This window comes from Sorangium sp. So ce367 (assembly GCF_051520455.1).
Classification (GTDB): Bacteria; Myxococcota_A; Polyangia; order Polyangiales; family Polyangiaceae; genus Sorangium; species Sorangium cellulosum_B.
The window spans coordinates 8,357,706-8,381,711 of sequence record NZ_CP150334.1 but is presented as its reverse complement, the minus strand read 5'-3'; the positions used below and the strand labels follow the sequence as shown (position 1 = coordinate 8,381,711).

At 73.4% G+C, this 24,006-nt stretch carries 19 protein-coding genes and 1 other RNA gene; 11 read left to right on the top strand and 9 right to left on the bottom strand.

Annotated features, from left to right (window positions below; genetic code table 11):
- Positions 1-303 precede the first annotated feature (303 nt).
- Both erpA and WME97_RS31705 read left to right on the top strand, forming a co-directional pair.
- Positions 304-627, top strand: coding sequence for an iron-sulfur cluster insertion protein ErpA (gene erpA, locus WME97_RS31710; RefSeq protein ID WP_437293785.1), 324 nt, complete (start codon positions 304-306; stop codon positions 625-627).
- A 476-nt stretch (positions 628-1,103) separates the two neighbouring features.
- Positions 1,104-1,955, top strand: a complete 852-nt coding sequence (locus WME97_RS31705; protein WP_012238497.1) for a sigma-70 family RNA polymerase sigma factor — start codon at positions 1,104-1,106, stop codon at positions 1,953-1,955.
- A gap of 66 nt (positions 1,956-2,021) precedes the next feature.
- On the opposite strand, the gene rnpB is transcribed toward WME97_RS31705, so the two are convergent.
- Positions 2,022-2,486, bottom strand: an RNA gene (rnpB, locus tag WME97_RS31700) — RNase P RNA component class A.
- A 189-nt stretch (positions 2,487-2,675) separates the two neighbouring features.
- Complete coding sequence (gene proC, locus WME97_RS31695) at positions 2,676-3,533, bottom strand: pyrroline-5-carboxylate reductase (RefSeq protein WP_012238496.1); 858 nt, start codon at positions 3,531-3,533, stop codon at positions 2,676-2,678.
- Positions 3,534-3,802: 269 nt separating this feature from the next.
- On the opposite strand from proC, the gene WME97_RS31690 reads away from it, so the two are divergent.
- Positions 3,803-5,287, top strand: coding sequence for a Do family serine endopeptidase (locus WME97_RS31690; protein ID WP_437542860.1), 1,485 nt, complete (start codon positions 3,803-3,805; stop codon positions 5,285-5,287).
- Between the two features lie 80 nt (positions 5,288-5,367).
- On the opposite strand, the gene WME97_RS31685 is transcribed toward WME97_RS31690, so the two are convergent.
- The gene (locus tag WME97_RS31685; protein WP_437542858.1) at positions 5,368-6,597 is read right to left on the bottom strand and encodes a lysylphosphatidylglycerol synthase transmembrane domain-containing protein; all 1,230 of its coding nucleotides are present in this window, start codon (positions 6,595-6,597) and stop codon (positions 5,368-5,370) included.
- 335 nt (positions 6,598-6,932) lie between these two features.
- Here WME97_RS31685 and WME97_RS31680 point away from each other — a divergent pair, with 335 nt between their 5' ends.
- Both WME97_RS31680 and WME97_RS31675 read left to right on the top strand, forming a co-directional pair.
- Positions 6,933-8,057, top strand: a complete 1,125-nt coding sequence (locus WME97_RS31680; protein ID WP_437542855.1) for a 6-phosphofructokinase — start codon at positions 6,933-6,935, stop codon at positions 8,055-8,057.
- A 231-nt stretch (positions 8,058-8,288) separates the two neighbouring features.
- Positions 8,289-11,549: a response regulator gene (locus WME97_RS31675; protein ID WP_437542853.1), complete on the top strand. Its 3,261-nt coding sequence runs from the start codon at positions 8,289-8,291 to the stop codon at positions 11,547-11,549.
- A gap of 34 nt (positions 11,550-11,583) precedes the next feature.
- Here WME97_RS31675 and cdd read toward each other — a convergent pair whose 3' ends face one another.
- Together cdd and WME97_RS31665 are read right to left on the bottom strand one after the other, a co-directional pair.
- Positions 11,584-12,048, bottom strand: a complete 465-nt coding sequence (gene cdd / locus WME97_RS31670; RefSeq protein WP_437542851.1) for a cytidine deaminase — start codon at positions 12,046-12,048, stop codon at positions 11,584-11,586.
- Positions 12,045-12,896, bottom strand: coding sequence for a purine-nucleoside phosphorylase (locus tag WME97_RS31665; RefSeq protein ID WP_437542849.1), 852 nt, complete (start codon positions 12,894-12,896; stop codon positions 12,045-12,047). The genes cdd and WME97_RS31665 overlap by 4 nt, the downstream gene beginning before the upstream one ends.
- A 44-nt stretch (positions 12,897-12,940) precedes the next feature.
- Here WME97_RS31665 and WME97_RS31660 point away from each other — a divergent pair, with 44 nt between their 5' ends.
- From WME97_RS31660 to WME97_RS31650, 3 genes are all read left to right on the top strand, one after another.
- Positions 12,941-13,378 carry a hypothetical protein gene (locus WME97_RS31660; RefSeq protein WP_437542846.1) on the top strand — a complete coding sequence of 146 codons (438 nt, stop codon included), beginning with the start codon at positions 12,941-12,943 and terminating at the stop codon, positions 13,376-13,378.
- Positions 13,379-13,682: 304 nt separating this feature from the next.
- Positions 13,683-14,657: an RNA polymerase sigma factor gene (locus WME97_RS31655; RefSeq protein WP_437542844.1), complete on the top strand. Its 975-nt coding sequence runs from the start codon at positions 13,683-13,685 to the stop codon at positions 14,655-14,657.
- The gene (locus tag WME97_RS31650; RefSeq protein WP_437542842.1) at positions 14,654-15,928 is read left to right on the top strand and encodes a FecR domain-containing protein; all 1,275 of its coding nucleotides are present in this window, start codon (positions 14,654-14,656) and stop codon (positions 15,926-15,928) included. Before WME97_RS31655 ends, WME97_RS31650 begins: the two co-directional genes overlap by 4 nt.
- An 8-nt stretch (positions 15,929-15,936) precedes the next feature.
- On the opposite strand, the gene WME97_RS31645 is transcribed toward WME97_RS31650, so the two are convergent.
- Positions 15,937-16,242: a PilZ domain-containing protein gene (locus tag WME97_RS31645; RefSeq protein WP_012238486.1), complete on the bottom strand. Its 306-nt coding sequence runs from the start codon at positions 16,240-16,242 to the stop codon at positions 15,937-15,939.
- 74 nt (positions 16,243-16,316) lie between these two features.
- Here WME97_RS31645 and WME97_RS31640 point away from each other — a divergent pair, with 74 nt between their 5' ends.
- Positions 16,317-17,507, top strand: coding sequence for a hypothetical protein (locus WME97_RS31640; RefSeq protein ID WP_437542840.1), 1,191 nt, complete (start codon positions 16,317-16,319; stop codon positions 17,505-17,507).
- A 61-nt stretch (positions 17,508-17,568) separates the two neighbouring features.
- Here WME97_RS31640 and WME97_RS31635 read toward each other — a convergent pair whose 3' ends face one another.
- The 3 genes from WME97_RS31635 to WME97_RS31625 all read right to left on the bottom strand — a co-directional run bounded on the left by WME97_RS31635 (position 17,569) and on the right by WME97_RS31625 (position 20,992).
- The gene (locus tag WME97_RS31635; protein ID WP_437542838.1) at positions 17,569-18,132 is read right to left on the bottom strand and encodes a hemerythrin domain-containing protein; all 564 of its coding nucleotides are present in this window, start codon (positions 18,130-18,132) and stop codon (positions 17,569-17,571) included.
- Positions 18,133-18,295: 163 nt separating this feature from the next.
- Positions 18,296-20,539: a hypothetical protein gene (locus WME97_RS31630; RefSeq protein ID WP_437542836.1), complete on the bottom strand. Its 2,244-nt coding sequence runs from the start codon at positions 20,537-20,539 to the stop codon at positions 18,296-18,298.
- Between the two features lie 48 nt (positions 20,540-20,587).
- Complete coding sequence (locus WME97_RS31625; protein ID WP_437542833.1) at positions 20,588-20,992, bottom strand: PilZ domain-containing protein; 405 nt, start codon at positions 20,990-20,992, stop codon at positions 20,588-20,590.
- A 59-nt stretch (positions 20,993-21,051) separates the two neighbouring features.
- Between WME97_RS31625 and WME97_RS31620 the strand changes: the two genes are divergently transcribed.
- Positions 21,052-22,809 (top strand): class I adenylate-forming enzyme family protein, encoded by a 1,758-nt coding sequence (locus tag WME97_RS31620; protein WP_437542831.1) that lies wholly within the window; start codon positions 21,052-21,054, stop codon positions 22,807-22,809.
- A 52-nt stretch (positions 22,810-22,861) separates the two neighbouring features.
- Positions 22,862-23,962, top strand: coding sequence for a molecular chaperone DnaJ (dnaJ, locus tag WME97_RS31615; protein ID WP_437542829.1), 1,101 nt, complete (start codon positions 22,862-22,864; stop codon positions 23,960-23,962).
- Positions 23,963-24,006 lie beyond the last annotated feature (44 nt).

The window sequence follows — 24,006 nt, the reverse complement described above, 5'->3', positions numbered from 1 at the left end:
CATTCCGACGCTGCCAGATGAGCGACCGGGCGATCGCGTCTGGGCGCAGGGGTGGGCGCACGGGTGGGGCGCAGGTGGTCATCCCTGGACGAACGGTCGGCCAGGGCGCCGCCTGACGCCGCTCCGGCTGAGGCACTGGCGGACATCGCTGAAGGTGCGTATCTTTGGCGAGCCCTGAGCACCCCACCCCAGGGCACGGCCGGCCGGGCTCACCGCACGGTTCGCCTTCCGGCGGGGCGAGCGCCCCGTCAGAGACAGGACCTGCCGTCCCCCGCCGACAAAGCACGCAGAGGAGATTCCAGGATGATCACGATCACGCAGAAGGCAGCCGAGAAGGTGATGGAGATCGCGACAGCGGAGGAGCTGCTGGGGCAGGGGTTGCGCCTGCGCGTCGTGGGCGGCGGGTGCGCCGGCTTCTCGTACGACCTGTACTTCGAGGACAAGCCGACGGAGTTCGACGAGGAGTTCGAGGACAGGGGCATCAAGCTCTTCATCGACCCGCTCAGCTTCCAGTACCTGGACGGCACGGAGATTGATTACGTGGAAGGCCTCCACGGCTCGGGCTTCAAGTTCAGCAACCCGTCGGTGAAGAGCACCTGCGGCTGCGGCTCCTCGTTCTCCGTCTGAGTCCGTTCGTTTCCGTTCGTCTCCGTTCGTTTCCGTCAGATTCCGTCTGATCGGGCGCCCGCTCTCTTCGCGGGTGCCGCTTCCGTCCTCGCTCGCGCCGCCTGTCCCCCGGGCGGCCTACGCGAGATGCACACGGGCCGCGTGAGCGCGTCTGCCCGGAGCATCGCGGCCCTCCTGGCTCTCTAGCGCCTTCGGTTTGGCTCGTGCCTCGCTCGGGCGCGCCCGAGCCGCGTGCGCCAGCGCTTCGCAGCCATGGTGTACAAGCTGCCCGCCCGGGGCGGCATGCCAGCTGCATCGCAGCCTGGGTGGGCTGCTCTCTTCGGAATCTCGAACCAACCACGTCGGCGGCAAGTGCCGGCGAAGCGATCAACGCGATCGAGGCCCGGCCCCGGCCGACCTCGACAGCAGGAGACGGGGTCCGGCGTCGGCCGGCCTCAACAACCGAACCGGGGTCTTCGGACCTCGAAGGAAACCCTGTGCAAACGTCCCGAGATCAGGCCAGCGCGGTTTCGCGCTACATCACGCATGTTCGGCAGATCCCGGAGCTGTCGCGCGAGGAAGAAGTCGAGCTCGCTCGACGGTGGCGGGACCACGGCGACGAGCAGGCCGCAGCCGCGCTCGCGCTCGCAAACCTGAGGCATGTTGTCTCGATAGCGATCAGCTACCGGCGATACGGGATCCCGCTCGCCGACCTCATCGCGGAGGGGAACTTCGGGATCGTCCACGCGATCCGCAAGTACGACCCGGACCGCGGAAACCGCTTCGTGACCTACGCGGCCTACTGGATCCGGGCGTACATCCTGAACCACGTCATCCACTCCTGGAGCCTGGTCGGCGTGGGCTCGGGCCCGCTCCGCTCGAAGATGTTCTTCCGGTTGCGGCGGGAGCGGGCGCGCATCGCGGGCCTCGTGGGCGAGGGGGAGGAGGGGGATCGGCTGCTGGCCGAGAAGTTCGGCGCGCCCGCGGAGAAGGTGCTGGAGATGGCTCACCGGCTGGAGGCCCGGGACGTCTCGCTCGACACGAAGGTGTTCGAGGACGGCGCCCGGTCGCTGGTCGACACGCTGCCCGCGGACGATCAGGACCAGGAGGAGCGCTTCTCGCGCGCGGAGGAGGGGGCCCTGCTCCGGGAGCGGCTGACGCAGGCGGTGGAGAACCTCGACCCGCGCGAGCGGTACATCGTCGAGACCCGGATGATGGCGGATCCCGAGGAGGAGCTGTCGCTCGCCGAGATCGGGCGTCGCCTGGGCGTGTCGCGCGAGCGGGCTCGGCAGCTCGAGGCGCGCGCCAAGAAGAAGCTGCGCGACCGCCTCCAGCCGCTGGCGGCGTAGCGACTTGCCACAGGTGAGCGGCGGGCGAGCACAAAAGCACGAAGCCCCGCCGGGGCGGAGCTTCGTGGTCGCAGGAGACGTAAGCCGAGTTCTGTTGCGCGGGGAGTCGCCCCCCTCGCGCCGGCGATCATTCCTCTAGGACGCGCGTCGCCGCGCGCCTCAAGCAGCCAACCCGGAGGCCTGGGGCGGGCAGCCCTTGCCGCGGCGGCTGTCGCCGTCGCGGACGCCTCCCTACGCGGCCTTGCTCCAGGTGGGGTTTGCCGTGCCGCCCTTGTTGCCAAGGGCGCGGTGGGCTCTTACCCCGCCGTTTCACCCTTGCCGCGCGGCGAGCCCGCGGAGGCTCGGAGCCCAGCCCATCCGGGCTGGAGGCTCGTTGCCCTCGCGAAGCGCGCGGCGCGGCGGTCTGTTCTCTGTTGCACTTTCCTCGAGATCGCTCTCACCGGGCGTTACCCGGCACCCTGCCCTGCGGAGCTCGGACTTTCCTCCCGCGGCCGGGTTTCCCCGTCCGCCGGCGATCGCCTGTCCCGCTGCGACGCGGCGAACATAGTCAAGAGCCGGCCGAACGCCAACACCTGAGGTCGGAGAACGGGCGCGACTGCATGCCATGGAGTCTCTGGTCTTGTACTTTCAAGGCCAAGCTCCGGCGGTGACACTGCGCGTGGCGCGGCTGCTCCCCTGCTCGTGGTCAGCATTCGGGGACAGGCCCGCTCCTTGTCAGGCTCAGGTGCGGCGGAGCTTCTGCGCCATCTGGGCGCCCAGCTCGGCCGAGCGGTTGGACGCCGCCTCCACCGCGTCGATCAAGGTGCGGCGGAGGCCGCCTGCCTCCAGCGTGTGGAGCCCCGCGATGGCCGTGCCGCCGGGGCTCGTCACCATGTCCTTCAGGCGGCCGGGGTGCTCGCCGGTCTCGAGCTGGAGCTTGGCGGCGCCGTACACCGTCTGCGCCGCGAGCAGCAGCGCCGCGTCCCGGCCGAGGCCGACCTTCACGCCGCCGTCCGCGAGCGCCTCGATCATCAGCATGACGTAGGCGGGGCCGCTGCCCGACAGGCCGGTCACTGCGTCGAGCAGCGACTCGTCGAGCACGACGACGCGGCCGACCGCCTGGAACAGGGTCCGCGCGATCTCGACGTCCTCGCTCGTGGCGTGGCTCCCGGCGGCGATCGCCGTGGCGCCGGCGAGCGCGATCGCCGCGGTGTTCGGCATGCTGCGGATGACGCGCGCTCCCTCGGGCAGGCGCGCCTCGATGGCGTCGATCGGCACGCCGGCCGCCACCGAGATCACGACGTCCGAGCGGCCGAGCCCCGACGAGATGGGGGCGAGGATGCGATCGACGATCTGCGGCTTGACCGCGATGACGAGGACGTCGGCCCACTGGCAGAGCGCCTCGTTGTCCTCGGTGGTCTCGATGCCGTAGCGCCCGCGGAGAAAGGAGAGCCGCTCGCTCTTGAGATCGCTCGCGCGGATCTGCTCCGCGCCCACGGCGCCCCCCTGGACGAGGCCGCGGATGAGCGCCTCCGCCATGTTTCCGCCGCCAAGAAACCCGATCTTGCGCCCTCGCAGCAGGCCCTCATCGCTCGCCATCGCTCGCCTCCAGGAGCGCGCACCCTAGCAGCCTTGCCGAGCGCGCGGCTCAAATCTCGACGGACACCGCCGCGCGGCTGCGTGCGGCGCGTGCGGCGCGTGCGGCGCGTGCCGCCATGGACGGGCAGGCAGGCGCGGCGCCCGCTCGCACGGGCCGAGGAGAGCGCGCTTGTCAGCCGAGGCTGCGGCGTTCTTGGTGCGGCGGAATGAACGCAGTCGGTCCCATGTTCGTCGATCGCAGGACCCTTCGACTGCTCGACGGAGATTTCATGATTCAAGCGGTTTCCTATCGCCCTCGCGCTTCGGCCCTCGCGCTGCTCACGGCGGCGGCGCTGGCCATCGGCGGTTGCGGTCAACAGGCCCACGCCACGCCTCCTTCCACCCAGGCCGCCGCCTCGCCGCAGGCCGCGGCGCCGCCGGTCGCGACCGTGACGCTCCCGCCGGCGACGGCGCCGGTGCCGGCCACCTTCGATGTCGCCGCCCTGTCAGACCGGGTGAAGCCGATGGTCGTCAACATCACGACGACACATGAGGTCAAGGGGCCCGAGGGGCTCGACCCCTTCCAGTTCTTCTTCGGTCCGCAAGGCGGCGGACGGCTCAACCCGCGGGGCCAGCAGCCGACGCAGACGGCGCTCGGGACCGGCTTCATCATCGACCCGAGCGGCTACGTCGTGACGAACGAGCACGTCATCCACGACGCCTCCGGCGTCCGCGTGCGGCTCGCCGACGAGCGGGAGTTCGAGGCCGAGGTCGTCGGCCGCGATCCCAAGCTCGATCTCGCGCTCCTCCGCCTGAAGGGCGCGAGCGGCCTGCCTGTGGCGCCGCTCGGGGCGAGCGAGCAGCTGCGGGTCGGCGAGCACGTGCTCGCGGTCGGCAACCCCTTCGGGCTCGGCCACACGGTCACGCTCGGCATCGTCAGCGCGAAGGCGCGCGCGATCGGCGCGGGGCCGTACGACGACTTCATCCAGACCGACGCGTCGATCAACCCGGGCAACAGCGGCGGCCCGCTGTTCAACTGGCGGGGCGAGGTCGTGGGCATCAACACCGCGATCCGGGCGGGCGCGAACGGGATCGGCTTCGCGATCCCGATCGACGCGCTGAAGGACGTGCTCCCGCAGCTCCGCGAGAAGGGCTTCGTCGAGCGCGGCAAGCTCGGCCTCCTGTTCCAGCCCGTCACGCGCGATCTCGCCGCGGCGCTCCAGCTCGACGGGCCTCGGGGCGCGCTCGTCGCCGAGGTCGAGCCGGGCGGCGCGGCCGCGCGCGCCGGCATCAAGCCGGGCGACGTGATCGTGAACGTGAACGGCGTCCCCATCCACCACGCCGAGGAGCTGCGGCGCAACGTGGCGCGCAACGCGCCCGGCTCGGAGATCGCGGTGACGCTGGTGCGCGCCCAGAAGCAGCAGCAGGTCGTGGCCAAGCTCGACGCGCTCCAGGACGAGGAGGGTGACGCCGCGGGCCGCGCGCGGCCGAGCCAGAGCGCCCGGCCCGAGCGCCAGCTGAGCGCCGAGAAGCTCGGCATCCAGGTCTCCGAGGCCCCGGGCGGCGGCGTGCGGGTCGACGGGTTCGCCTCGGGCAGCAAGGTCCAGGAGGTCGAGGTGGGCGACGTGATCCTCGAGGTGAACGGCGCCCCGGTGAAGGATGTCGCCGGCCTCCGGGCGGCCATCGCCAAGCTCAAGGACGGGTCCGTCGCCCTCCTCAAGGTGCGGCGCGGGAAGCTCGTCCAGTTCGCGGCCGTGCCGATCTCCGCGCGCTGATCCTGCGCCGGGCGCGGCTGGCGCGGCTTTCGCGAGCCGGCCTGCGCCCGCCGCGCCGACCGCGTCACCCCGTTCCCGCGTCACCCCACGCCTTGCTGCCGGTCGGTGGTGTCCTCTCCACCCAGCGGCGCCTTCGCGGCGCGCGCCGCCTCCGCGAGCGCGCGCTTCTCCGCCTCCGTCTGCTTCACGCGCTCCTCGAGCACGTCGGCGCCGAGGTAGCGGAAGACGTAGACCCCCCCGACGAACATGCAGAGGAACAGGGTGAGCACCCGCCAGAGGACGACGTACGGCACCACGAACGCGCCGTGGACCCAGGGCGACATGAGCGCGTTCGAGCCGAGCTCGGCGACGCCGCTCGCGCCGGGCGTGGGGGTCATGTAGAGCGCGAAGTTGAGCAGCGTCTGGATCAGGACGACCTGCACGATCGGCGGGCCTACCGAGACGAACGTCGAGGGCGAGGTCGGAATGCCGAGCCCGAGCAGGATGAAGTAGGCGACGGCGAACCGCGAGCAGAAGAAGCCGAACGTGAGCAGCAGCGCGGCGGCGTAGGCGCGCTTGCCGCGGCGCATGTAGATGCGGAAGCCGTGGTGGAACTCGTCCACGCCCAGCAGCAGGCGCGCGGTCGTGGCGCCGGGGGCGGCGAGCGCGGCCTCGGCGCGGGCCCGCAGCCGGGGCACGCGCCGGGCGCCCAGCAGGATGGCGCGCAGGAGCTTCCCGAGCGGCACCGACAGCGCGCGGACGATCCCCTTGAGGAGGGGCGGGTACGCCGCCGCGGCGATGAGCGCGACGAGGGCCGAGCCGAACATCGCGACGGTGAAGAGGAGCAGCCACTCGATCTGCGGGCCCGCCGGCACGACCAGCATCCCGCCCTGCTGCAGCACGAAGATGACCACGGCAGACAGGAGGAAGAAGGTGATCGTGCACGAGGCGGTGAGCAGCTCCGCCGTGGCCACGTCGACGAGCCGCATGCCGCCGTGCACGAGCACGGCGGCCTGCGACGGCGCCGCGCCGGCCTGTCCGGGGGTCACCCCGGCGCAGAACATCAGCACGAACTCCGAGGTCACCGCGGTACGGACGCGGAGCTCGGGCCAGAGGACGCGCCCGAGGGTCCAGATCCTGAGGCCTCCGAACACGCCCTCTTGCAGCGCCAGCACGGCGCCGACGAGCAGCCAGCCCGGGCGCACGTGCGCGAACGCGGCGGCGAGGCTCGCCTGCTTGTCGTGGATCTCGCTGTAGAGGACGTAAGCGAACGACGCGAGCGTGAGCGTGACGATGACCTGGATGCCTCGGATCAGGGTGGCGCGGTTCATACAGGGGCACGCAGCCGGGGTGATCGCATGCGCACGCCCCTATACCCTGTCGCCGGCGCTCGCGACCGTCATGCCTGCGCTCCTCCCAGATCGACACCCCTCCCGTGGCGGCCCCGACCACACGGCGCACGCGCGGCGGTGCGAAGGCCGGTTCGCGCAGGCGCTCCTCGCTGGGCGCGCTCCCCGGGCTCGCCCAGCGGGCCGCGTTCGCCGACGTCCGCCGTCGTCCGCCGCCGTCGTTCCGTCGAATCGCCACGCGCATGCGTGCCTTTCGAGGCCAGGTCGAGGAGATGTCTATTGCGTCGCCGGGGGCGGCTCGCGATGCTGCGGGCGTCATGGCGGCACGAAAGATCGCTATCAGTACAGGCGGGGGTGACGCGCCGGGGCTCAACGCGGTGATCCGCGCGGCCACGCTCGGCGCGCTCGAGCGTGGCTGGGAGGTGTGGGGGATCCGGCAAGGGTACCGCGGGTTGCTCGACGACGCTCCGGACGGGCTCATCCGCCTGGATCGCGAGCGGGTCCGGGGCATCGCGCACCTCGGGGGCACCATCCTGGGCACCGCGAACCGCGGCGATCCGTTCCACTACCCGACGCCTGGCGAGCACGGGCTCGTGCCGCGGGATCGATCCGAGGACCTCGTGCGGCGGTTCCGCGCGGAGGGGTTCGACGCGCTCATCTCGGTGGGCGGAGACGGCTCCATGCGGATCGCGCACGAGCTGCTCCAGCGCGGGCTGCCGCTCGTGATCGGCGTACCGAAGACGATCGACAACGACGTCTGCTGCACGGACCTCACGTTCGGCTTCGACACGGCGGTCTCCATCGCGACCGAGGCGCTCGACCGGCTCCACACCACGACCGAGGCGCACGAGCGGATCATGGTCGTGGAGGTGATGGGGCGGCACGCGGGCTGGATCGCGCTCAACGCCGGGATCGCCGGCGGAGCCGACGCCATCCTGATCCCGGAGATCCCGTTCCGGGTCGAGGCGATCGCCGAGAAGATCCGCCTGCGGGAGTCGCGCGGGCGCCGCTTCTCCATCGTCGTGGCGGCCGAGGGGGCGTACGCGCAAGGCGGTGAGCTGATCATCAAGGACGCGGGCGACGCGTTCCGCCGCACCGCCGTGCTCGGGGGCGTGGCCGAGCGCGTGGCCAAGGAGCTCGCGGCCCGCACCGGCAAGGAAGCGCGCTCGATGGTGCTCGGCCACCTCCAGCGGGGCGGCGGACCCACGACGGCGGATCGCTTGCTCGCTCTCCGCTTCGGCGCGGCCGCGGCGCGCTGCCTCGTCGAGGACTGCGGCAGCGGGATGGTGGCGCTGCGCTCGAACCGGATCGAGCTCGTCCCCCTCGAGGAGGTCGCCGGCAAGACGAAGACGGTGCCGCTCGACTCGGACACGGTCGTCACGGCCCGTGAGATGGGCCTGTGCTTCGGAGACGAGGCGCCCGGCCACTTCGTCGCGCCCTGATCGGCGAGCGCGCGGGTCTTCCGCTGTCTCCCTGCTCCTCGGCAAGAGCCATGGTGGGATTGTGCGGTATCGCCCCCGGGCCGGGCGATTTCCGCTCGTCGCGACGTCGGCAGGATTGGCAGGCGGACGGCGGCCGCGCGATCTGAGCTGCGCTGCCAGCCTCGTGTTTGACACTCGTTGAAGGGGGCCGATATCTTGGTTTCCCCTCCGAACCCGCGCACACCCCGGAACATGACGAAAGTCCTCGTATTTGAGAGCGATCCGGCGTTTGCCGGGGAGCTCCGCACGGAATTGGGCCGCCTCGGCTGCACCGTTCAGGTGGTCGACGACGGCAACGTCGGCCTGCAGGCGGCCGCGGCCGAGCGCCCCGACCTCATCCTGCTGTCGATCGAGCTGCCGCGCATGAACGGCTTCTCGGTCTGCAACAAGCTCAAGAAGGACGTGCAGCTCAAGGACGTACCGCTCGTCATCATGTCGAGCGAGTCGAGCGAAGAGACGTTCGAGCAGCACCGCAAGCTCAGGACGCGCGCGGAGGACTACATCCACAAGCCGATCGCGTTCGGCGAGCTCCTCGAGCACATCCGCAACTACGTCCCGATCGACGGGGACGACGCGGAGGCCGATCCGATCATGATCGACGAGGCCGAGGTGCTCGAGGCCGACATCGACGAGGACTCCGGCGATCCCACGATCATCACGGCCGCCGTGGGCTCGGACGGCGCGCCCGGGAGCGTCGCGCCTCCGCCCGCCGTTGCGCCGTCGGTCCCGCCGCCCGTGCCGAGGCCGCCGTCCGCGGCGCCGCCGCCGCCTGCCGCCGCCACGCCGTCCGCGGTGCCGCCGCCCCCCGCGCCGAGGCCGCCGTCCGCGGCGCCGCCTGCCGCGCCGAGGCCGATGTCCGCGGCGCCGCCGTCTGCCGCCACACCGTCTGCCGTGCCGTCGGCGCCCCCTGCCGCCGCTGCGCAGGATCGCGCCCGGGCGTCAGCTCCGCCGAGGCCCCCGCAGGGCGCCGCGGCGCGGTCGGACGCCCGCAAGTCGGACGAGGACATCGAGGAGTTCATCGGCGGCGCGTTCACCCGGCTGATCCGCGACGAGGAGGAGGAGCGCACCGACGTCAGGCCCTCGGTCGCGCCGTCGTCTCGGACGCTGGCGCCCACGAAGACGCCGGTGCCGGCCTCGGCGCCGCCGCCCGTGAGCTCGTCGCCGGTGGCCGCGTACCGGGCTCCGGTCTCCGAGCGCGGGGCCGCGTACCGGGCTCCGATCTCCGAGCGCGGGGCCGCGTACCGGGCTCCGATCTCCGAGCGCGGGCGGCTGACCCCTGCGCCGCCCGCGCCGCCTCGCTCCGACGCCGACACGGCCGAGATCGAGCGTCTGCGTGGCGAGCTGGACAGGTCCAAGGGAGAGATCGTCCGCCTCACCAAGGAAGTCGCGGCCGCGCGCGCGACCTCGCTCCGCCTCGAGGGCGAGCTCTCCTCGACGAACGACGGCAGCCAGGAGGCGGCCCGCCTGCGGCGCGAGCTCGACGAGCTCAAGGTGAAGCTCGCGTCCGGCGCCGGCGCCGGCTCCAGGCCCGGCGGCGTGTCGAGCCGCGAGTTCCTGGATCTGCGCGAGGCGCTGAACAAGAAGGACAAAGAGATCCTCGCGCTCCGCGACCAGATGTCGCGCAAGGACAAGGAGCTGCTGGAGCTCCGGGATCAGTCGCTGTCGCTCGAGCGGGAGAAGGCCGATCAGGTCGACAGGATCCTGGAGCTCGAGCGCGCGAGCGAGGACCTCGACGGACAGGTCGCGTCGCTCCGCGCGGACAAGGAGCTCGCCGCGAAGCGCGCGGAGGACTTCAAGGCGCGCGCGGAGAAGCTGCAGGGGCAGATCGCGGCCCGCGACGCCGATCTCTCGTCGGCCCGGCAGGCGCTGATGGACGCGGAGGCGGCGCACACGGAGGCGCTGCGCGCGGCGGCGGACGAGAAGACGCAAGCGATCGCCGCCCTCGAGGCCTCGGCGCAGCGCGAGCTCGAGGAGAGCGCGCAGGCGGAGCGCGAGCGCTTCGAGCAGGCGGCCGCGGAGCACCGGGCGGAGGTGGAGCGGCTCAACGCCGAGCACGCCGCCGGGCGCGAGCAGCAGGCCGCCGAGCACCGCGCCGCCATCGAGAAGCTGACCGGCGAGCACGCCGGCGCGATCGAGAAGCTGACCGGCGAGCACGCCAGCGCGATCGAGAAGCTGACCGGCGAGCACGCCAGCGCGATCGAGAAGCTGACCGGCGAGCACGCCACGGCGCTGGACCGCCTCCGGGCCGAGCACGCGGCGGCTGCGGAGGGAGCGAAATCCGAGCACGCCGCCGCCATGGAGGGGCTGCGGGCCGAGCACGCCGGGGCGCTCGACGCGGCGAGGCGCGAGCACGAGGCCGCCGTCGAGGCGCTGCGGCGCGAGCACGAGGCCGCGACGGAGCGGCGCGACCGGGAGCACGCCGCTGCGCTGGACACGGCGCGGAGCGAGCACGCCGCCGCCCTGGAGCGCGCCCAGGCGGAGCACGCCGCCACGCTCCAGGGGGCGCGCGACGAGCACGCCGCCGCGCTCGAGAAGCAGCAGGCCGCGCACGCGTCCGCGCTGGAGTCGCTGCGGGGCGAGCACGCGTCCGCGCTGGAGTCGTTGCGGGGCGAGCACGCGAGCGCCATCGAGGGGCTCCGGAGCGAGCACGCGAGCGCCGTCGAGGGGCTCCGGAGCGAGCACGCGCGCGCCCTCGAGGGGCAGGCCGAGGAGCATGCGCGGGCGATCGCGCAGCAGACGGAGGAGCACGCGAGGGCGCTCGCGGCTGCGCGGGAGAGCTTCGCAACGCAGCTCGCGGCGCGGGAGCGCGAGCTCATCGAGGAGCGCGAGCAGGCCGTCCGCGACGCCGAGCAGGCCCACGCGAAGCGGGTGGCCGAGCTCGAGGAGCGCGCCGCCGAGCGGCAGGCGCAGCTCGAGGCCGCGCACGCGCAGGCGCTCGCCGACACGCGCGCGGCGCACCAGGCCGAGACCGCCGAGCGGGAGGCCGCCTGGGCGGCGCAGCGGCGCGAGCTGGACGAGGTCGCCCGCGGGCTCTCCACGGAGCTCGGGCAAGCGCGCAACCAGATCGCGGACCTCGAGGCCCGGACGCAGGAGCTCGATCAGCAGCTGGAGCAGCGCGCGGGCGAGCTCTCCGCGGCCGCCGGGGAGCGCGAGCGCCTGCTGGGCGAGCTCGCCGAGCGGGCGCGCTCCATCGAGGCGCTCCAGGGCCAGCTCGCCGAGGCCGAGCGGCGTGGGAGCGAGCTCGGCGCTCAGCTCTCGCAGCGGACCGAGGAGCGCGACACCCTGCGGGCGCACGGCGAGCAGCTCACCGAGCAGCTGGCCGTCGAGCGCGCCCGCCTGCAGAAGGCGCGCTCGAAGTGGGGTGAGGACCGCGTCTCGCTCGAGCGCGCGCGGGAGGCGCTCGCCGCGGCGCTGTCGCAGATCGATCAAGCCGAGGCGCTCTCGATCGAGTGAGCCCTCGGCGCTCCCTGGAGGACGCTCGGGGCGATCAGCGCGAGAGCGCGGCTGCCCCGAACGCCTCGGGGAGCAGCGCCGACAGCGAGGTGGTCCGCGGCGCCACGCCGTCGGCCTCGGCGGCGATGAGGCGGATCGGGAAATCCACGGCGAACTCGGCGAGGGTTTGCCTGCACATCCCGCACGGGCTGCCGAGCACGGGCCCGCTGGTGGCGACGGTGAGCGCGATCGGATCGCGCTCGCCGGCCGCGACCATCTGCACAATGGCGGAGCGCTCTGCGCAGATGGTGAGCCCGTACGAGGCGTTCTCGACGTTGCAGCCGGTGAACACGCGGCCGGATCGCACGAGGATCGCCGCGCCCACCCGGTAGCTGGAGTACGGCGCGTGCGCCCGCGTCCGGACGGCGAGGGCGGCGTGGTCGAGCGCGTCCCAGTCGATCGCCTGCGCCGCTTCAGCCGAGGCGAGCGCGTCGCCGGCGTCGCGCGGAGGGGGGCTCACGACGCCGTGCTCCCGGCCGCGACGTCGGCGCCGACGCGGCGGACCCACGCCGAGAGCAGCGCCGTGAACCGGGCGCGCGCCTCCCGCGCGGTCTCCTCGACCTCCTTGTGGTCGAGCTCGCGCTTGGTCAGTCCCGCGGCGAGGTTCGTGACGCACGAGATGGCCGCGGCCGGCACGCCCATGTGCCTGAGCGCGATGATCTCCGGGACCGTGCTCATCCCGACCGCATCGGCCCCGAGCGCGCGCAGCATCCGGATCTCGGCGGGCGTCTCGTACGTCGGCCCGAGCAGCGCGGCGTAGACCCCCTCGCGCAGGGCGACGCCCGCGTCGCTCGCCGCCGTCTTCGCGAGCTCGATCAGCCTGGGATCGTGCGCGTAGGTCATGTCGGGGAAGCGCTTGCCGAGTGCCTCGTCGTTCGGCCCGACCAGCGGGTTCGCTCCCATCAGGTTCAGGTGATCGGTGAGCAGCATGAGATCGCCGGCGGCGAACCCCGGGTTGATGCCGCCGGCCGCGTTGGTCAGGAGCACGGCGCGACAGCCGAGCCGGGCGAGCACCCGCACCCCGAACACCACCTTCACCAGCGGGTGCCCCTCGTAAAAGTGCGCGCGCCCCTGCAGGCAGGCGACCTGCACGTCCCCGACGCGGCCGGCGCAGAGGAAGCCGGGGTGCCCGGCGACGGCCGGCCGGGGCATGCCGGGGATGTCCGCGTAGGGCACCTTCACGAGGTCGGCGAGCTCGTCGCCCCAGCCGCCGAGCCCTGATCCGAGCACCACACCGACGCGCGGAGGCGCTGGAATTCGTTCGCGAATGACGCGCGCGGCTTCGTCGAGCTCGGGGAGGAAGGTCACCCCGACAAGCTACCCCAGCGCGGCGCAGGGGGTAAACGTCGCAGATGCACAGCGGCGCCGCGCGTGATAGGGTCGCCGCCCTTTCGGGGCAAGTGACGACGATGGCTACCAAGATCGAAGATTTCTTGAAGGAAAAGAAGATCGACCCCCGCCGCATCATCGCGGCGTCGGTGAAGATCGAACGGCTGCAGCCGGAGGATCGGGCGATTCGCCTGACCAAGCGGCTGGCGCGTGGCAGCGAGGACGCTGCCAAGAAGAAGGAGGCGGCCAGCGCCAAGAAGCCGCGCAGCGGTCGTCCCGTGACCGACCGCACGCTGAGCGCCGCGCTTCAGGGCAAGCCGATCAGCGGCCCCGCGAAGACGCGCGTGCTTCGCGCGGTCAACCGGCTCCTCGAGCAGAAGAAGCAGGAGAAGGTCGAGCTGTCGGCGCTCTTCGAGCTGCCCAAGAAGGGCGGCGCGGCGGGGGCCGAGGCCGCGGGCTGAAGCCGACGGGGACGACCCGGACGGCACCGCGATCTCCTCGACTCGCCCGGCTGGAGCGCGCGTCGGCCTGAGGCCGGCGCGGGCTCCAGCCGGGCCCCTTTTTGTCAGGGGCTGTAGGCGCTCGCTAGACGCGATCGCGGCGGCGGGAGCCCAGATCGAGCAGGTCGGCGGCGACGAGGGCCACGGTCAGCGATACGGCGATGAAGATCATGCGCCGGAAGGTCGCGCCAATGTGGCTCAAGGAACAACTTTTCTGCGTTCGGCGTAACCGCCGCTCCGGGAGAGCAGCCGTGCGGCGCCATGAATGATCCGGCGGCTCGGCGCACCAGAGCTCTCCGTGCATACCGTGGCGGTCGAGACGGGGGCGCTGTGGGCGCACCTCTCGCGGTCGTTCTTCCCTGCTGACGCGGCTGCGCCGGACGGCCGTGGCGACGACCTGCCCGAGTGCGCTGCCAGAGACGCCCGCGCGCCGCTCGACGTCGCGTTCGCGGGCGGTGACCGCTCTCGTCGTCCGGCGCTCCTCGTCTCTCCGTCGAGCTCCATGAGCGCCGAGGGGGCGGGTAGGCTTCCGCAGGTGACCGAGCCCGACGACGTGGGCGAGTGGATCCGCCGCTTCCAGAGCGGCGACCCGACGGCGTTCGCGGAGATCTTCCGCCGCTACCGCCGCGACGTCGCGCGCCTCGTCTTCAGGATGCTCGGGCCGACCGCCGACGTCGAGGACGTCATCCAGGAGGTGTTCATCCAGGTGCACCGGAGCCTGGGTGACTTCCGCGGGCAATCGAAGTTCACGACGTGGCTCCACCGGGTGACCGTCAACGCCGTGCTGATGGCGCGGCGCGCCGCGCGCTGCCGGCCGGTGTTCGTGAGCGAGCTCGGCGCCGATATCGAGGTGGACCGCGGCATGCTCCCGGACGAGGACGCCGCTCGCGCTCGCAGGATCGACGCTTTTCGGCGGGTGCTGGAGCGCCTCCCCGAGAAGAAGCGGGTCGTCTACGTCCTGCACGAGCTCGAGGGGATCCCGCCGACCGAGATCGCGGAGATCGTCGGCGCGCCGGTCCTGACGGTGCGGACGCGCCTGTTCTATGCGCGCCGCGAGATCGAGGCGATGATGCGCGCCGAGCCTGCGCTCGCCCAGCTCGCCGCCGAGCTGGCCGAGGGCGGCGCGGACAAGGCAGATGGCGCCGGGCCGGCAGCGGCGCGCACGCGCGTTTCCGTGGGGGGCGCCGCCGTGGGATACCCCGCGGCGGATCCATCGGCTGTCGACGCGGAGGACGCATGAGCGGCGCAAAGCATTACGACCGGGCACGCGAGCACATGGAGCGGCTGCTCCGCGCCGAGCAGCCGCCCGAGCCGCGCTGGGACACCATCGAGCGCGAGCTGTTCGCGCGGATCGAGCGGGCCGCTCCGGTCCGCCGCGCCGCGCCGCCGCAGCGCTCGCCGCTCGGGCGCGCGCTCGGGTTCGCGGCGGCGGCGGCGGCCATCGCGTTCGCGGTCCTCGCGGCCGGGCGCTCCGCTCCGCCCGTCACGGCGACGTCGACGCCGCCGCGCGCCCGCGATCTCGCCGAGGTCCCCATGGCAGCCGGCGGCGACCGGGCGTCCGGCGACCTGGACTTCCGCGCCCTACGGCCTGGCGACTCGGTCGAGGCCGCGGACCACGCGGTCTCTTTCGTCGATGTCGGCTCGGTGCGCTGGACGCTCCTGCCGGACAGCCGCGCCGTCGTGCGCGCGGTGGGCGCGGCAGGGGTCGGCCACGTGATCTCGCTCGAGCGGGGCTCGGTGCGCGCCGACGTCGTCACGCGCGCACCCGAGGAGGGGCTCGTCGAGGCGTTCGCCGTCGAGGTGGACGGCACCCGCGTCGCGGTGCACGGCACGCTGTTCACCGTGACCCGGCTGGAGGGCCGCGTGGAGGTCGACGTGGAGCACGGCACCGTCGCGGTCGGCCCTGCGGCGTACCGCGGCGCGACCACCGCCCACCTCCTCGTTGGCCCGTCGCGCGGCACCTTCTCGCTCGACGGCGGCCGCGAGGCGCGCCTCCTCGATCGCCCCGCGCCGCAGGAAGGCGTCGCCGCGGTCGCGTCGCCGGAGCCGGCGCCTGCACCCGCTCCGCCCCAGCCGGCCGTCGGCGTGCGTCCGCCGGGCGGAGTCGCTCTGGCCCCGGCGGTCGTGGCCCGCGCGGAGGAGCCCGCCGCCCCTGCGGTCGCCGAGCCGACTGCGCTGCTGTCGCCGCTGACGACCGAGCCCCCGCCCGCCGCCGCGCCGCCGATCCCGGAGGCGCAGGAGGCGTCTGGCCCGCCGGCGCTCACGCCCGCCTCCGTGCAGTCGCTGCTGTCGAGCTGCTTCGCGCGGGAGAGCGCGAGCGGCAGGTCCTCGGTCCGCCGATCGATCGTCTCGACGCTGCACGTCTCCGTGCGCCCCGACGGCAGCGTCGCCGCCCTGCGCTTCAACCCGCCGCTCCGGCCGGCGCTGCAGGCTTGCGCCGAGGGCCTCTACCGAGGGCGCTTCACGGGAAGCTCGAGGCAGCTCGACATCCCCCTGACCATCGACGACTGACCGCCGCTCTAGAGGGAGCCGAGGAGCTGCGTGAGCGCGTAGGTTTCTCGCGCGCCCATCATGCCGAACTGCACCCCCATCCCTTCAGGGGTGGTCCATCGCACCACCGACGGGATCACGGCGACCTGCTTCAGGCCTTGCAGGGACAGCAGCACCTCGACGGTCGCGCCGAAGGGAGCCGGCGAGCTCGTCTCGATGAACATCCCGCCGAGGCTGAGGTCGCGGCATATCGCGTCGACGCGCGGGCCGTCACCGATCCGGAACGCGATCGAGAGCTCGATTTGCTTGCGCGGGTGCTTCCGGTGATCTCGCACGTTCCTCGCTGGCTAGCTGCGCGGCGCCGAGGCGGCGCCGCGTGGGGTATTCTGGAGCGCAGAGGAGACGATCAATGTCGCGAGCCGAGAGCGTCGCTGTCAAGCGCCGGGAGCCGCGCTCGAGTTCTTCTTCGAGCCGCTCGAGTCGCCCGAGTGGCTCGACCCGATCGAACAGCAGCGGTAGCAGCACCCCTGCGGTCGCGGTCGCGTCGCCCACGAGGGCCGACGCGGGGGCGCGCCGCGGCTGGAAGCGGCACCTCGAGGGCTGGGAGCCGGGGCTCGTGGCCGTGTTCATCGCGGGCTCCGCGGCGATCCTCGCCGTGCCGCGGTCGGTCGAGCCGGCCGAGCTGCCGCTGCCGCTCGCCGACGCGCGAGCCATCGCGCGCGTGCGAGACGCGGACATCACCCGCGCTCGCGAGGCCGAGGAGCTCGGGCTCGACGCCGAAGTGCGCGAGCTCGGCTCCGCCATCCGCGCGTTCGGGCTCGTGGACGCCGACGCGGATCACACCGAGGCCGAGCTCCTCGCCGCGCGCGCGCGCGTGACCGACGCCGTGGGCCGCGCGCTCGCCCAGGGGGACGAGGCGGTGCTCCGGCTGCGCGCCTACCAGCTGAGGGCGTTCGTCCGCGAGGTGCGCCGCTTCGAGGCGACCGGCGAGGAGTCGGACGAGCTCCGTGAGCTCGGCGGCGACTTCCTCGGGCTGCTCCGCCGAAACGCCTGGCTGGGGCAGGGGGACGCGGCGCAGCGCGGCGGCGGGGAGGGGGCCCGCCGCGTCGCCATGGATGGCGTCGTGCTCGGTGTGCTCTTCAAGAAGCGCTGGAGCGCCATCGTCGGCGTCCAGCGAGATCCGTTCGCCCCGGCGCTCGACGAGGAGCGCGCGCTGTTCAAGTTCTTGCTCGCGCGCCCGCTCGCCGCCGCGAGGAGCGCGCAGACCCTCCCGGCTCCTCCCGACGAGGAGACGGCGGCGCGCCTTGCGCAGGCGGGTGGGTCGGGGCCGCGCGCACCCGCGGCGGCGCTCCGCGCCGCGGAGGCGCGGCGCGCCGAGGAGCAGTATCGCCTGAAGAAGATCGACGAGCTCGCCGCGCTCGACCCCTCCTATCCCAGGCACCTCGCCCGCGGCGTCAGCCTCTACCGGCTGGGGAGCTTCATGCAATCGGCGGAGGCGTTCCGCAGCCACCTGGACCAGCACCCCGACGGGGCGCACACGCTTCGAGCGCAGAACTACCTGCGCGCCGCGCTCGAGCGCGCGCGCGAGGAGCAATTCTAGGAGCGGTCTCCCGTCGGCCGCGCCGAGCGGTCGCGCCCGCGGCGCATCCCCCGGGGCAGGCCTACGGGCCCCTGCGCATCCCGCCGGGGCGGTATGGGCGCCCGCTGATGCCCTTGGCCGGGTTGCCTTGCCCGCCGCGCCCTCGGCGCGTCTCCATCTCGTTCCAGATCCCCTGCTTGGCCGAGGCCTGCAGGAACCGGCGAGCGGCCGGAAATACCTCCTGCTCCTCGCTCTCCACATGGCGCTGGTGCGCAGCGCGCAGGTCCTCGATGAGCTGGGGGATCGTCTCCACGGCCTCGGGGCCGCCGTCTCTCTCGATCGCGGCGCGCAGCGCGTCGATCGCGCGCTGTTGCGCCTTGTGCTCCTGCCGGAGGCGATCGAGGGTCGGCGCGATCGCCTCGAGCACCGCGAGCCGCGGGTACAGCGAGCGCTCCTCGTCCTCGCGATGCCGGCTCATCGACCGCTCGAAGTAGGCCACCACGCTGGAGAGACCCTCGAGCGCGGCGGCGCGCCCGCGTGGATCGCTGAGCGCGCGCGCGGCGCGCGCGAGATCGTTCAGGTTCTCTTCCAGGCTCCGGTGAGCGGCGGCGAGCTTCTCGAGCGGATCGATCCGGTCATCGGACATTCATCGATGATCGAACGACAAGGCGCACGCGTGGAAGCCCTTTATTCCTTCCGCGCGCTGTTCGCGCGCGCTGGTCATCCGACCAACTCGCCACCTGACCAGCGGAGACCGTATCGCACATCCGGCCCCGGTCATCCATCCCGCGCGCGATCGCTGGCGCGTTCTACGGAAGGCCCGCGTTGCGGGGCAGATCGAGGTGCAGCGCGGGCGCCAGCATCTCGCGCGCGAGGTGCACCTCGAGCAGGTCGATCACGGGGCTCTTCGACACCGCGCGGAGCCGCTCGTCCGCGCCGGCATCACCCGCCGCCTTCCTGGCCATCGCGGTGTAGAATTGCGCCTCCACCCGCTGCGCTGCGCTCCGGGCGAGCCTGCCGAGATCCGCGTCGCTGAGCCCACCGTTCGCCCAGGCCGCGAGCTTTCCCGTCCAGGACGCGCGGCTCGTCGCGCTGTCCAGCGCGCGGCCCGCGGTGCCGTCGGTCGCGACGCCGAGGGCGCGCTCCAGCAGCAGGACCCAGAGCCCGCCGTAGATGAGATCGTCCTCGTCCACGTTCGCCTCGAGGCCGCGCTTCAGCGCCCGCCGCGCGGCGGGGAGATCGCGCTCCACGAGCGCGCGCCCCACGGCGTCGAGCATCGTGGCGCCGAGCTGCGGCGCCTCGGCCGCCACCAGGGCGAACGCCCGATCGTACGCCCGGGTCGCGCCCTTCTCGTCGCCATAGCCGTCGAGGATGCGCCCGAGCAGCCGCTCCGTCCGCGCCTTGGCGCCGGGATCCCGGGCGCGCTGCCGGGTGTCGAGCGCGGCGGCGAGCGCGGCGTCGAGCGACTCCTTCGCCCGGTCCTGCGTGCCAGCGTCGCGGTGGAGCTCGAAGGCGAGCAGGTGCGCCTGGATGATCTCGAGCGGCGCGCTGCGCGCGTCCGGCGCTCCCAGCGCCCGCCGCACGTCCTCGAGCGCCGCCTGGGGCTCGCCGGCCTGCCGCTCGGCCATCGCGAGCACCGTGAGCCCGTTGACCGTCGGCTCGGCCGCCGTCGCGGCGCGGAGCAGCGGCAGCGCGGCCACGAGGTTGCCGGCGCGCAGCTCGAGCGACGCCATGAGAGAACGGACGCGGGCGCCCGACGGATCGAGCGCGCCGCCGCCGCGCGCCGCCCGATCGGCGAGCACGAGCAGCGGCCCCGCCGCGTTGTAGGTGCGCCGGGCCGCCTCGAAATCGTCGTTCGACGCCTCCTCCGAGAGCGCGCTCAGCACGAGCCCGAGCGCGGCCCCGAGCGCGCCCGGGCTCGGCCGGTCGCCGAGCGCGCCGGCGATCACGAGCGGCGTCGCCTCGGACATGCCGAGGCGGATCATCACCTGGGAGAGGAGCGTGGCGCTGTCGTAGTTCAGCGGGTCGCGGCGGTAGGCCTCGAGGGCGGCGCCCCAGATCGCCCCGTCGAGCAGCTCCTGCCGCATCCCGGTCTCGGCGTCGCGCTCCTGCGCCGCGTGCTGCGCGAAGGCGGCGGCGAGCGCCTGCCACGAGACCGCGTCGTCGTCGGTGGCGGCGGCCTTGAGCCGCTGGTACAGGCCGGGCGGGATCACCCGGCGCACGCTCGTGCGGTCGATCTGATCGATCGCGCCCTTCGCGTCCCCGAAGCGGAGGAACAGCGCCGCCAGGCTCGCGCCGCCCGACTCGAGCGCGCGCGCCGCCTCGACCGCCTCCTCACGCTCCGGCCTCGCGCCGCCCTGCCGGTACTCGATGTTGAACTCGATCGCCCGATCGATCCACGCCACGGTGGCGGCGGCCGCGCGCTGGATCGACTCTGCGCGGCCGTCGACGAGGGCGCGCGAGACGGCCGCGCGCTGATCCGCGCCGAGCTGCTCGAGCGGCCCGCCGGTGCGCGTCTCCTTCATCCACTGCTCGAGCGCGGCGAGGTGCTCGTCGCTCTCGGCGCGGGCCCGGCTCCCGCTCGGCAGCGCGGCGGAGCGGAGCTCCATGAGGGCCCGCACCCGGCCCTCGTCGCCGCGCGGGCTGAGCCGCTCGATCGCGCCGGCGATGGCGCGCTCGCCCACGGCGTCGATCATCTCTGCGCGCCCCTCGCCGGGACGGACGAGGGCCAGCGCGCCCAGGACGCTCTCGACCGCCCGGTCGGGCTGCCCTGCGTTGAAGCGCCCGGCGGCGTGCGCGAGCTGCCTGCGGACCACGCCGATGAGCAGGCCCGTGCGCTGCGGGCTCTGCTTGCCGTCGCGCACAATGGAGAACAGGCTGGCGGAGAAATCGGCGTCGCGGACCTCGACGGCAGCGACGCGGCCCTCGGCGCCTGGCGGCCCCTTCGCCCCCGGCGAGCCAGAGGCCCCACAGGCGACGGGAGAGAGCGCGAGGGCAAGCGCGGCGAGACCCCGAGCGAGACGGCGCCGAGGGAACAGGGGCGGCAGCGGCATTGCGAGCCAGTGTACACGGGGGGAGCGTGAGCGCACCCCTCGGAGGCGCTACCGCGAGCCGTCGCCGAGCTTGCGGCCGAGCAGCTTGGAGGCGAGCGTCTCGCCGAGCTCGCTCATCATCAGCTGCTCGACCACCGCCTCGGTGGCGGCGCGCTCCGCGTCGCTCGTGTACTGGAACTCGATCCCCATCCCCGCCGGAGCCGACTCCGTCGCCTCGGCGGTCGTGACGATCCACTTCACCCGCCCGCGAAGGCGGAGCGGCTCGGCCAGGTTCCGGATCGAGAGGGCGAACACGAACTCGGTGCCGATCGCGAGCGGGCGATCCGTCCGGATGAACGTCCCGCCTTTCGAGATGTTGCGCGTGTAGTCAGCGAAGAACGTGTTGAGCCGTTTGTACTCTACGCTCAGCTCGATCGCGGCGCGCTGGGCTGAGCGGCGGTCAGCTTCCGTCACGGGACCCACCCTACCACGGCGCATGCGGGCCAATGCGAGCCAGAGTAAAGTCGCCGGCCATGCGACTCGGAGGGGTCAGGGCCGCGCTGGCGAGCGGGCGAGGCACGATCGACGCGGCGCTCGCCGCCGGGCGGGCAGTGACGCAGGCGGGGCTGCTCGCCGCGCTGCGTTGGCCGGGGCTCAAGGTGCTCGCGCGCGAGCTCGCGAGAGGCAAGGCGAACCCGTCGCTCTTGTTCCGTTTCCACGCCGAGAACAGCCCGCACCGGATCGCGGTGATCGAGCCGCTGGGCCTCGCGAGCCTCGCGCCCCGCGCCGCGGAGCGAGGCCCGGGGCCCCCGGCCGAGGATCGCGTCTACTCCTTCTTCGCGCTGAACGAGGCCATCGATCGACTGGGCTCCGCGCTCGACCGGCGCGGCGTCGGCCCGGGCGTCGCCGTGCTGCTCGCGCTCAAGAACCGCCCCGAGTTCCTGATGTGCCAGGTCGCGCTGGCCCGCGTCGGCGCTTCCGTGGTGGCGGCCTCGTGGCGGTCGACCCCCGCGGAGCTCGCCTACCTCGCCGGCCACTCCGGGGCGCGCCTGCTCCTGTTCGACTCCGACATCGCCGGCGTGATCCGCGAGGCCGCGCCGCGGCTCGAGGGGATCCCGCCCGAGGAGATGATCGCGATCGGCGAGCGCGCCCCGGGCTTCTCGCACCTCGACGACCTCCTCGCCGCGTTCGACGATCTCGCCGCCGAGCGAGGCGCCTCGCCGGATCGGAGCGAGCGCGCCGCGGTGGTGATGTACACGTCCGGCACCACCGGCAAGCCGAAGGGCGCGGTGCGCGGCTTCGGCGGCGGCATCGTCCTGCCGGCGCTCGGGGCCATCGGCGCGACCCCGATGCGCGCGGGGGACGTGCACCTCGCCGTGTGCCCGCTCTACCACCTCACGGCGCTCGGCTTCGTCAACCTGTCGCTCATCGTCGGCGCCACGATCGTCATCCTCCCGGAGTTCCAGCCCGAGCTCTTCCTCGAGGCGATCCAGCGGTACCGCGTGACCACCACGGCGGTCGTCCCGACGATGCTCCACCGCGTCCTCGAGCTCGGCGAGGCCCGGCTCAGCGCCTACGACACGTCGTCGCTCACCGCGATCTTCGTGGGCGGCGCGCCGCTCTCGCCGGCGCTCGCGGCGGAGGTGATGGCGGCGTTCGGCGACCGGCTCTTCAACTTCTACGGCGCGACCGAGACGGGCATCGTGACGATCGCGGGCCCCGGGGATCTGCGCGCCTCGCCGGGCACCATCGGGCGCCCCGTCGCCGGCAGCGAGCTGCTGCTCCTGCGCGAGGACGGGACGCCGTGCCAGGACGGCGAGGTGGGCGAGCTTTACGTGAGGAGCTCGTTGCTGGTCTCCGGCTACCACAGGGACCCAGGCGCCACGCGCGAGTCGACGCGCGACGGCTACTTCTCGGTCGGCGACGTCGCCCGCCGCGACGCGCGCGGCTGCTACCACCTCGAGGGCCGCAAGCGGGAGCTCATCATCTCGGGGGGCGTGAACGTGTACCCCGCCGAGGTGGAGTCGGTCCTCCACGACCACCCGGCGGTCGCCGAGGCCGCGGTGGTGGGCGTCCCGGACCGCGCCTTCGGGGAGCGCGTGCGCGCGGTCGTCGCCCTGCGCCCCGGCGCGGCCGCGAGCGAGGGCGACATCCGGGCGCACTGCCGCGCGCGGCTCGCGGGCCCGAAGGTCCCGCGCGAGGTCGTCTTCGTCGACGCGCTGCCGCGCAACCCGACGGGCAAGGTGATGAAGCGCGAACTCGCCGGGCCCGAAGGGAAATCAGCGGATTAGGCGGCCCGGTAGCCGCTGTCCCGGGAGGGCGATCGATGCTATTTCGCACGTCGTGCGGGATCCGTACGAAGTATTGGGCGTCGAGCGTTCCTCGACGCAGGATGAAATCAAGAGCGCCTTCCGGCGGCTCGCCGGCCAGCACCATCCCGACAAGAACCCCGGGGATCAGGGCGCGCACGTCCGCTTCAAGGAGCTGAACGCGGCCTACCAGATCCTGAGCGATCCGCAGAAGCGCGCGGCGTTCGATCGGTTCGGCCCCGCCGCCGTCGGCGCCTCCGCCGGCTCGGGGGTCCCGGGCGTGCCCTTCGACATGCAGGACCTCAACCTCGACGCCATCTTCGGCGATCTCCTCGGCGCCCTGGGCATCCGGGTCGGCGACCGCGGGACGCTGCAGAAGGAGGTGCGGATCACCTTCGAGGAGGCGGCGTTCGGCTGCACGAAGGAGATCGCCTACGATCGCGTCGAGCCGTGCGGCGACTGCGCCGGCTCGGGCTCCGCGCCGGGCGCGTCGACCGAGCGCTGCTCGGCGTGCTCGGGCCGCGGCCGCGTCCGGATGCAGCAGGGGATGTTCCCCATCGCGATCGAGCGCCCCTGCGGGCGGTGCCGCGGCACGGGGCGGATCGTGACCGACCCGTGCAGGACGTGCCGCGGCGCCGGCCTCGCGGCGAAGCAGAAGACCATCGAGGTGACGATCCCTCCGGGCGTGGAGAACGGCGCGACCCGGCTCGTGGAGCGCGGCGGCAACGCCGTCCGCTCCGACCGGGGGCCGGGCGATCTGGAGCTCACCATCCGCGTCTCGCCGCACGAGCTCTTCCGCCGCGTCGGCGACGATGTGGTGTGCTCCGTGCCGATCTCGTTCGCGCGCGCGGCGCTCGGCGGCGAGCTGGAGATCCCGACCCTGGAGGGGAAGGGCCGGCTCCGCATCCCCCCGGGCACGCAGCCCGGCGCGGTGCTCCGGATCAAGGGCAAGGGCATACCGCGCCGCGTCGTGGGCGGGCGCGGCGACCAGCTCGTCGAGGTGAGCGTCGAGGTGCCGACGCAGCTCACCGCGACGCAGCGGGAGCTCATCGCGCAGCTGGCGAAGGATCTCGGCGAGAACGTGCAGCCTCAGCAGGCCACGTTCATGGAGAAGCTGAAGGGGCTGTTTGGTTGACCTGGCGCGCGGCCGCGCGCGATCCTCCGCGCTCTGCTGAACGC

Excerpts from the sequence above, each read along its gene's own strand:
- erpA (WP_437293785.1), top strand. The coding sequence starts at position 304 with ATGATCACGATCACGCAGAAGGCAGCCGAGAAGGTGATGGAGATCGCG.
- proC (WP_012238496.1), bottom strand. The coding sequence starts at position 3,533 with ATGGCGAGCGATGAGGGCCTGCTGCGAGGGCGCAAGATCGGGTTTCTT.
- WME97_RS31690 (WP_437542860.1), top strand. The coding sequence starts at position 3,803 with ATGATTCAAGCGGTTTCCTATCGCCCTCGCGCTTCGGCCCTCGCGCTG.
- WME97_RS31685 (WP_437542858.1), bottom strand. The coding sequence starts at position 6,597 with ATGAACCGCGCCACCCTGATCCGAGGCATCCAGGTCATCGTCACGCTC.
- WME97_RS31680 (WP_437542855.1), top strand. The coding sequence starts at position 6,933 with ATGGCGGCACGAAAGATCGCTATCAGTACAGGCGGGGGTGACGCGCCG.
- WME97_RS31675 (WP_437542853.1), top strand. The coding sequence starts at position 8,289 with ATGACGAAAGTCCTCGTATTTGAGAGCGATCCGGCGTTTGCCGGGGAG.
- WME97_RS31660 (WP_437542846.1), top strand. The coding sequence starts at position 12,941 with ATGCACAGCGGCGCCGCGCGTGATAGGGTCGCCGCCCTTTCGGGGCAA.
- WME97_RS31655 (WP_437542844.1), top strand. The coding sequence starts at position 13,683 with ATGATCCGGCGGCTCGGCGCACCAGAGCTCTCCGTGCATACCGTGGCG.
- WME97_RS31650 (WP_437542842.1), top strand. The coding sequence starts at position 14,654 with ATGAGCGGCGCAAAGCATTACGACCGGGCACGCGAGCACATGGAGCGG.
- WME97_RS31640 (WP_437542840.1), top strand. The coding sequence starts at position 16,317 with ATGTCGCGAGCCGAGAGCGTCGCTGTCAAGCGCCGGGAGCCGCGCTCG.
- WME97_RS31635 (WP_437542838.1), bottom strand. The coding sequence starts at position 18,132 with ATGTCCGATGACCGGATCGATCCGCTCGAGAAGCTCGCCGCCGCTCAC.
- WME97_RS31630 (WP_437542836.1), bottom strand. The coding sequence starts at position 20,539 with ATGCCGCTGCCGCCCCTGTTCCCTCGGCGCCGTCTCGCTCGGGGTCTC.
- WME97_RS31620 (WP_437542831.1), top strand. The coding sequence starts at position 21,052 with ATGCGACTCGGAGGGGTCAGGGCCGCGCTGGCGAGCGGGCGAGGCACG.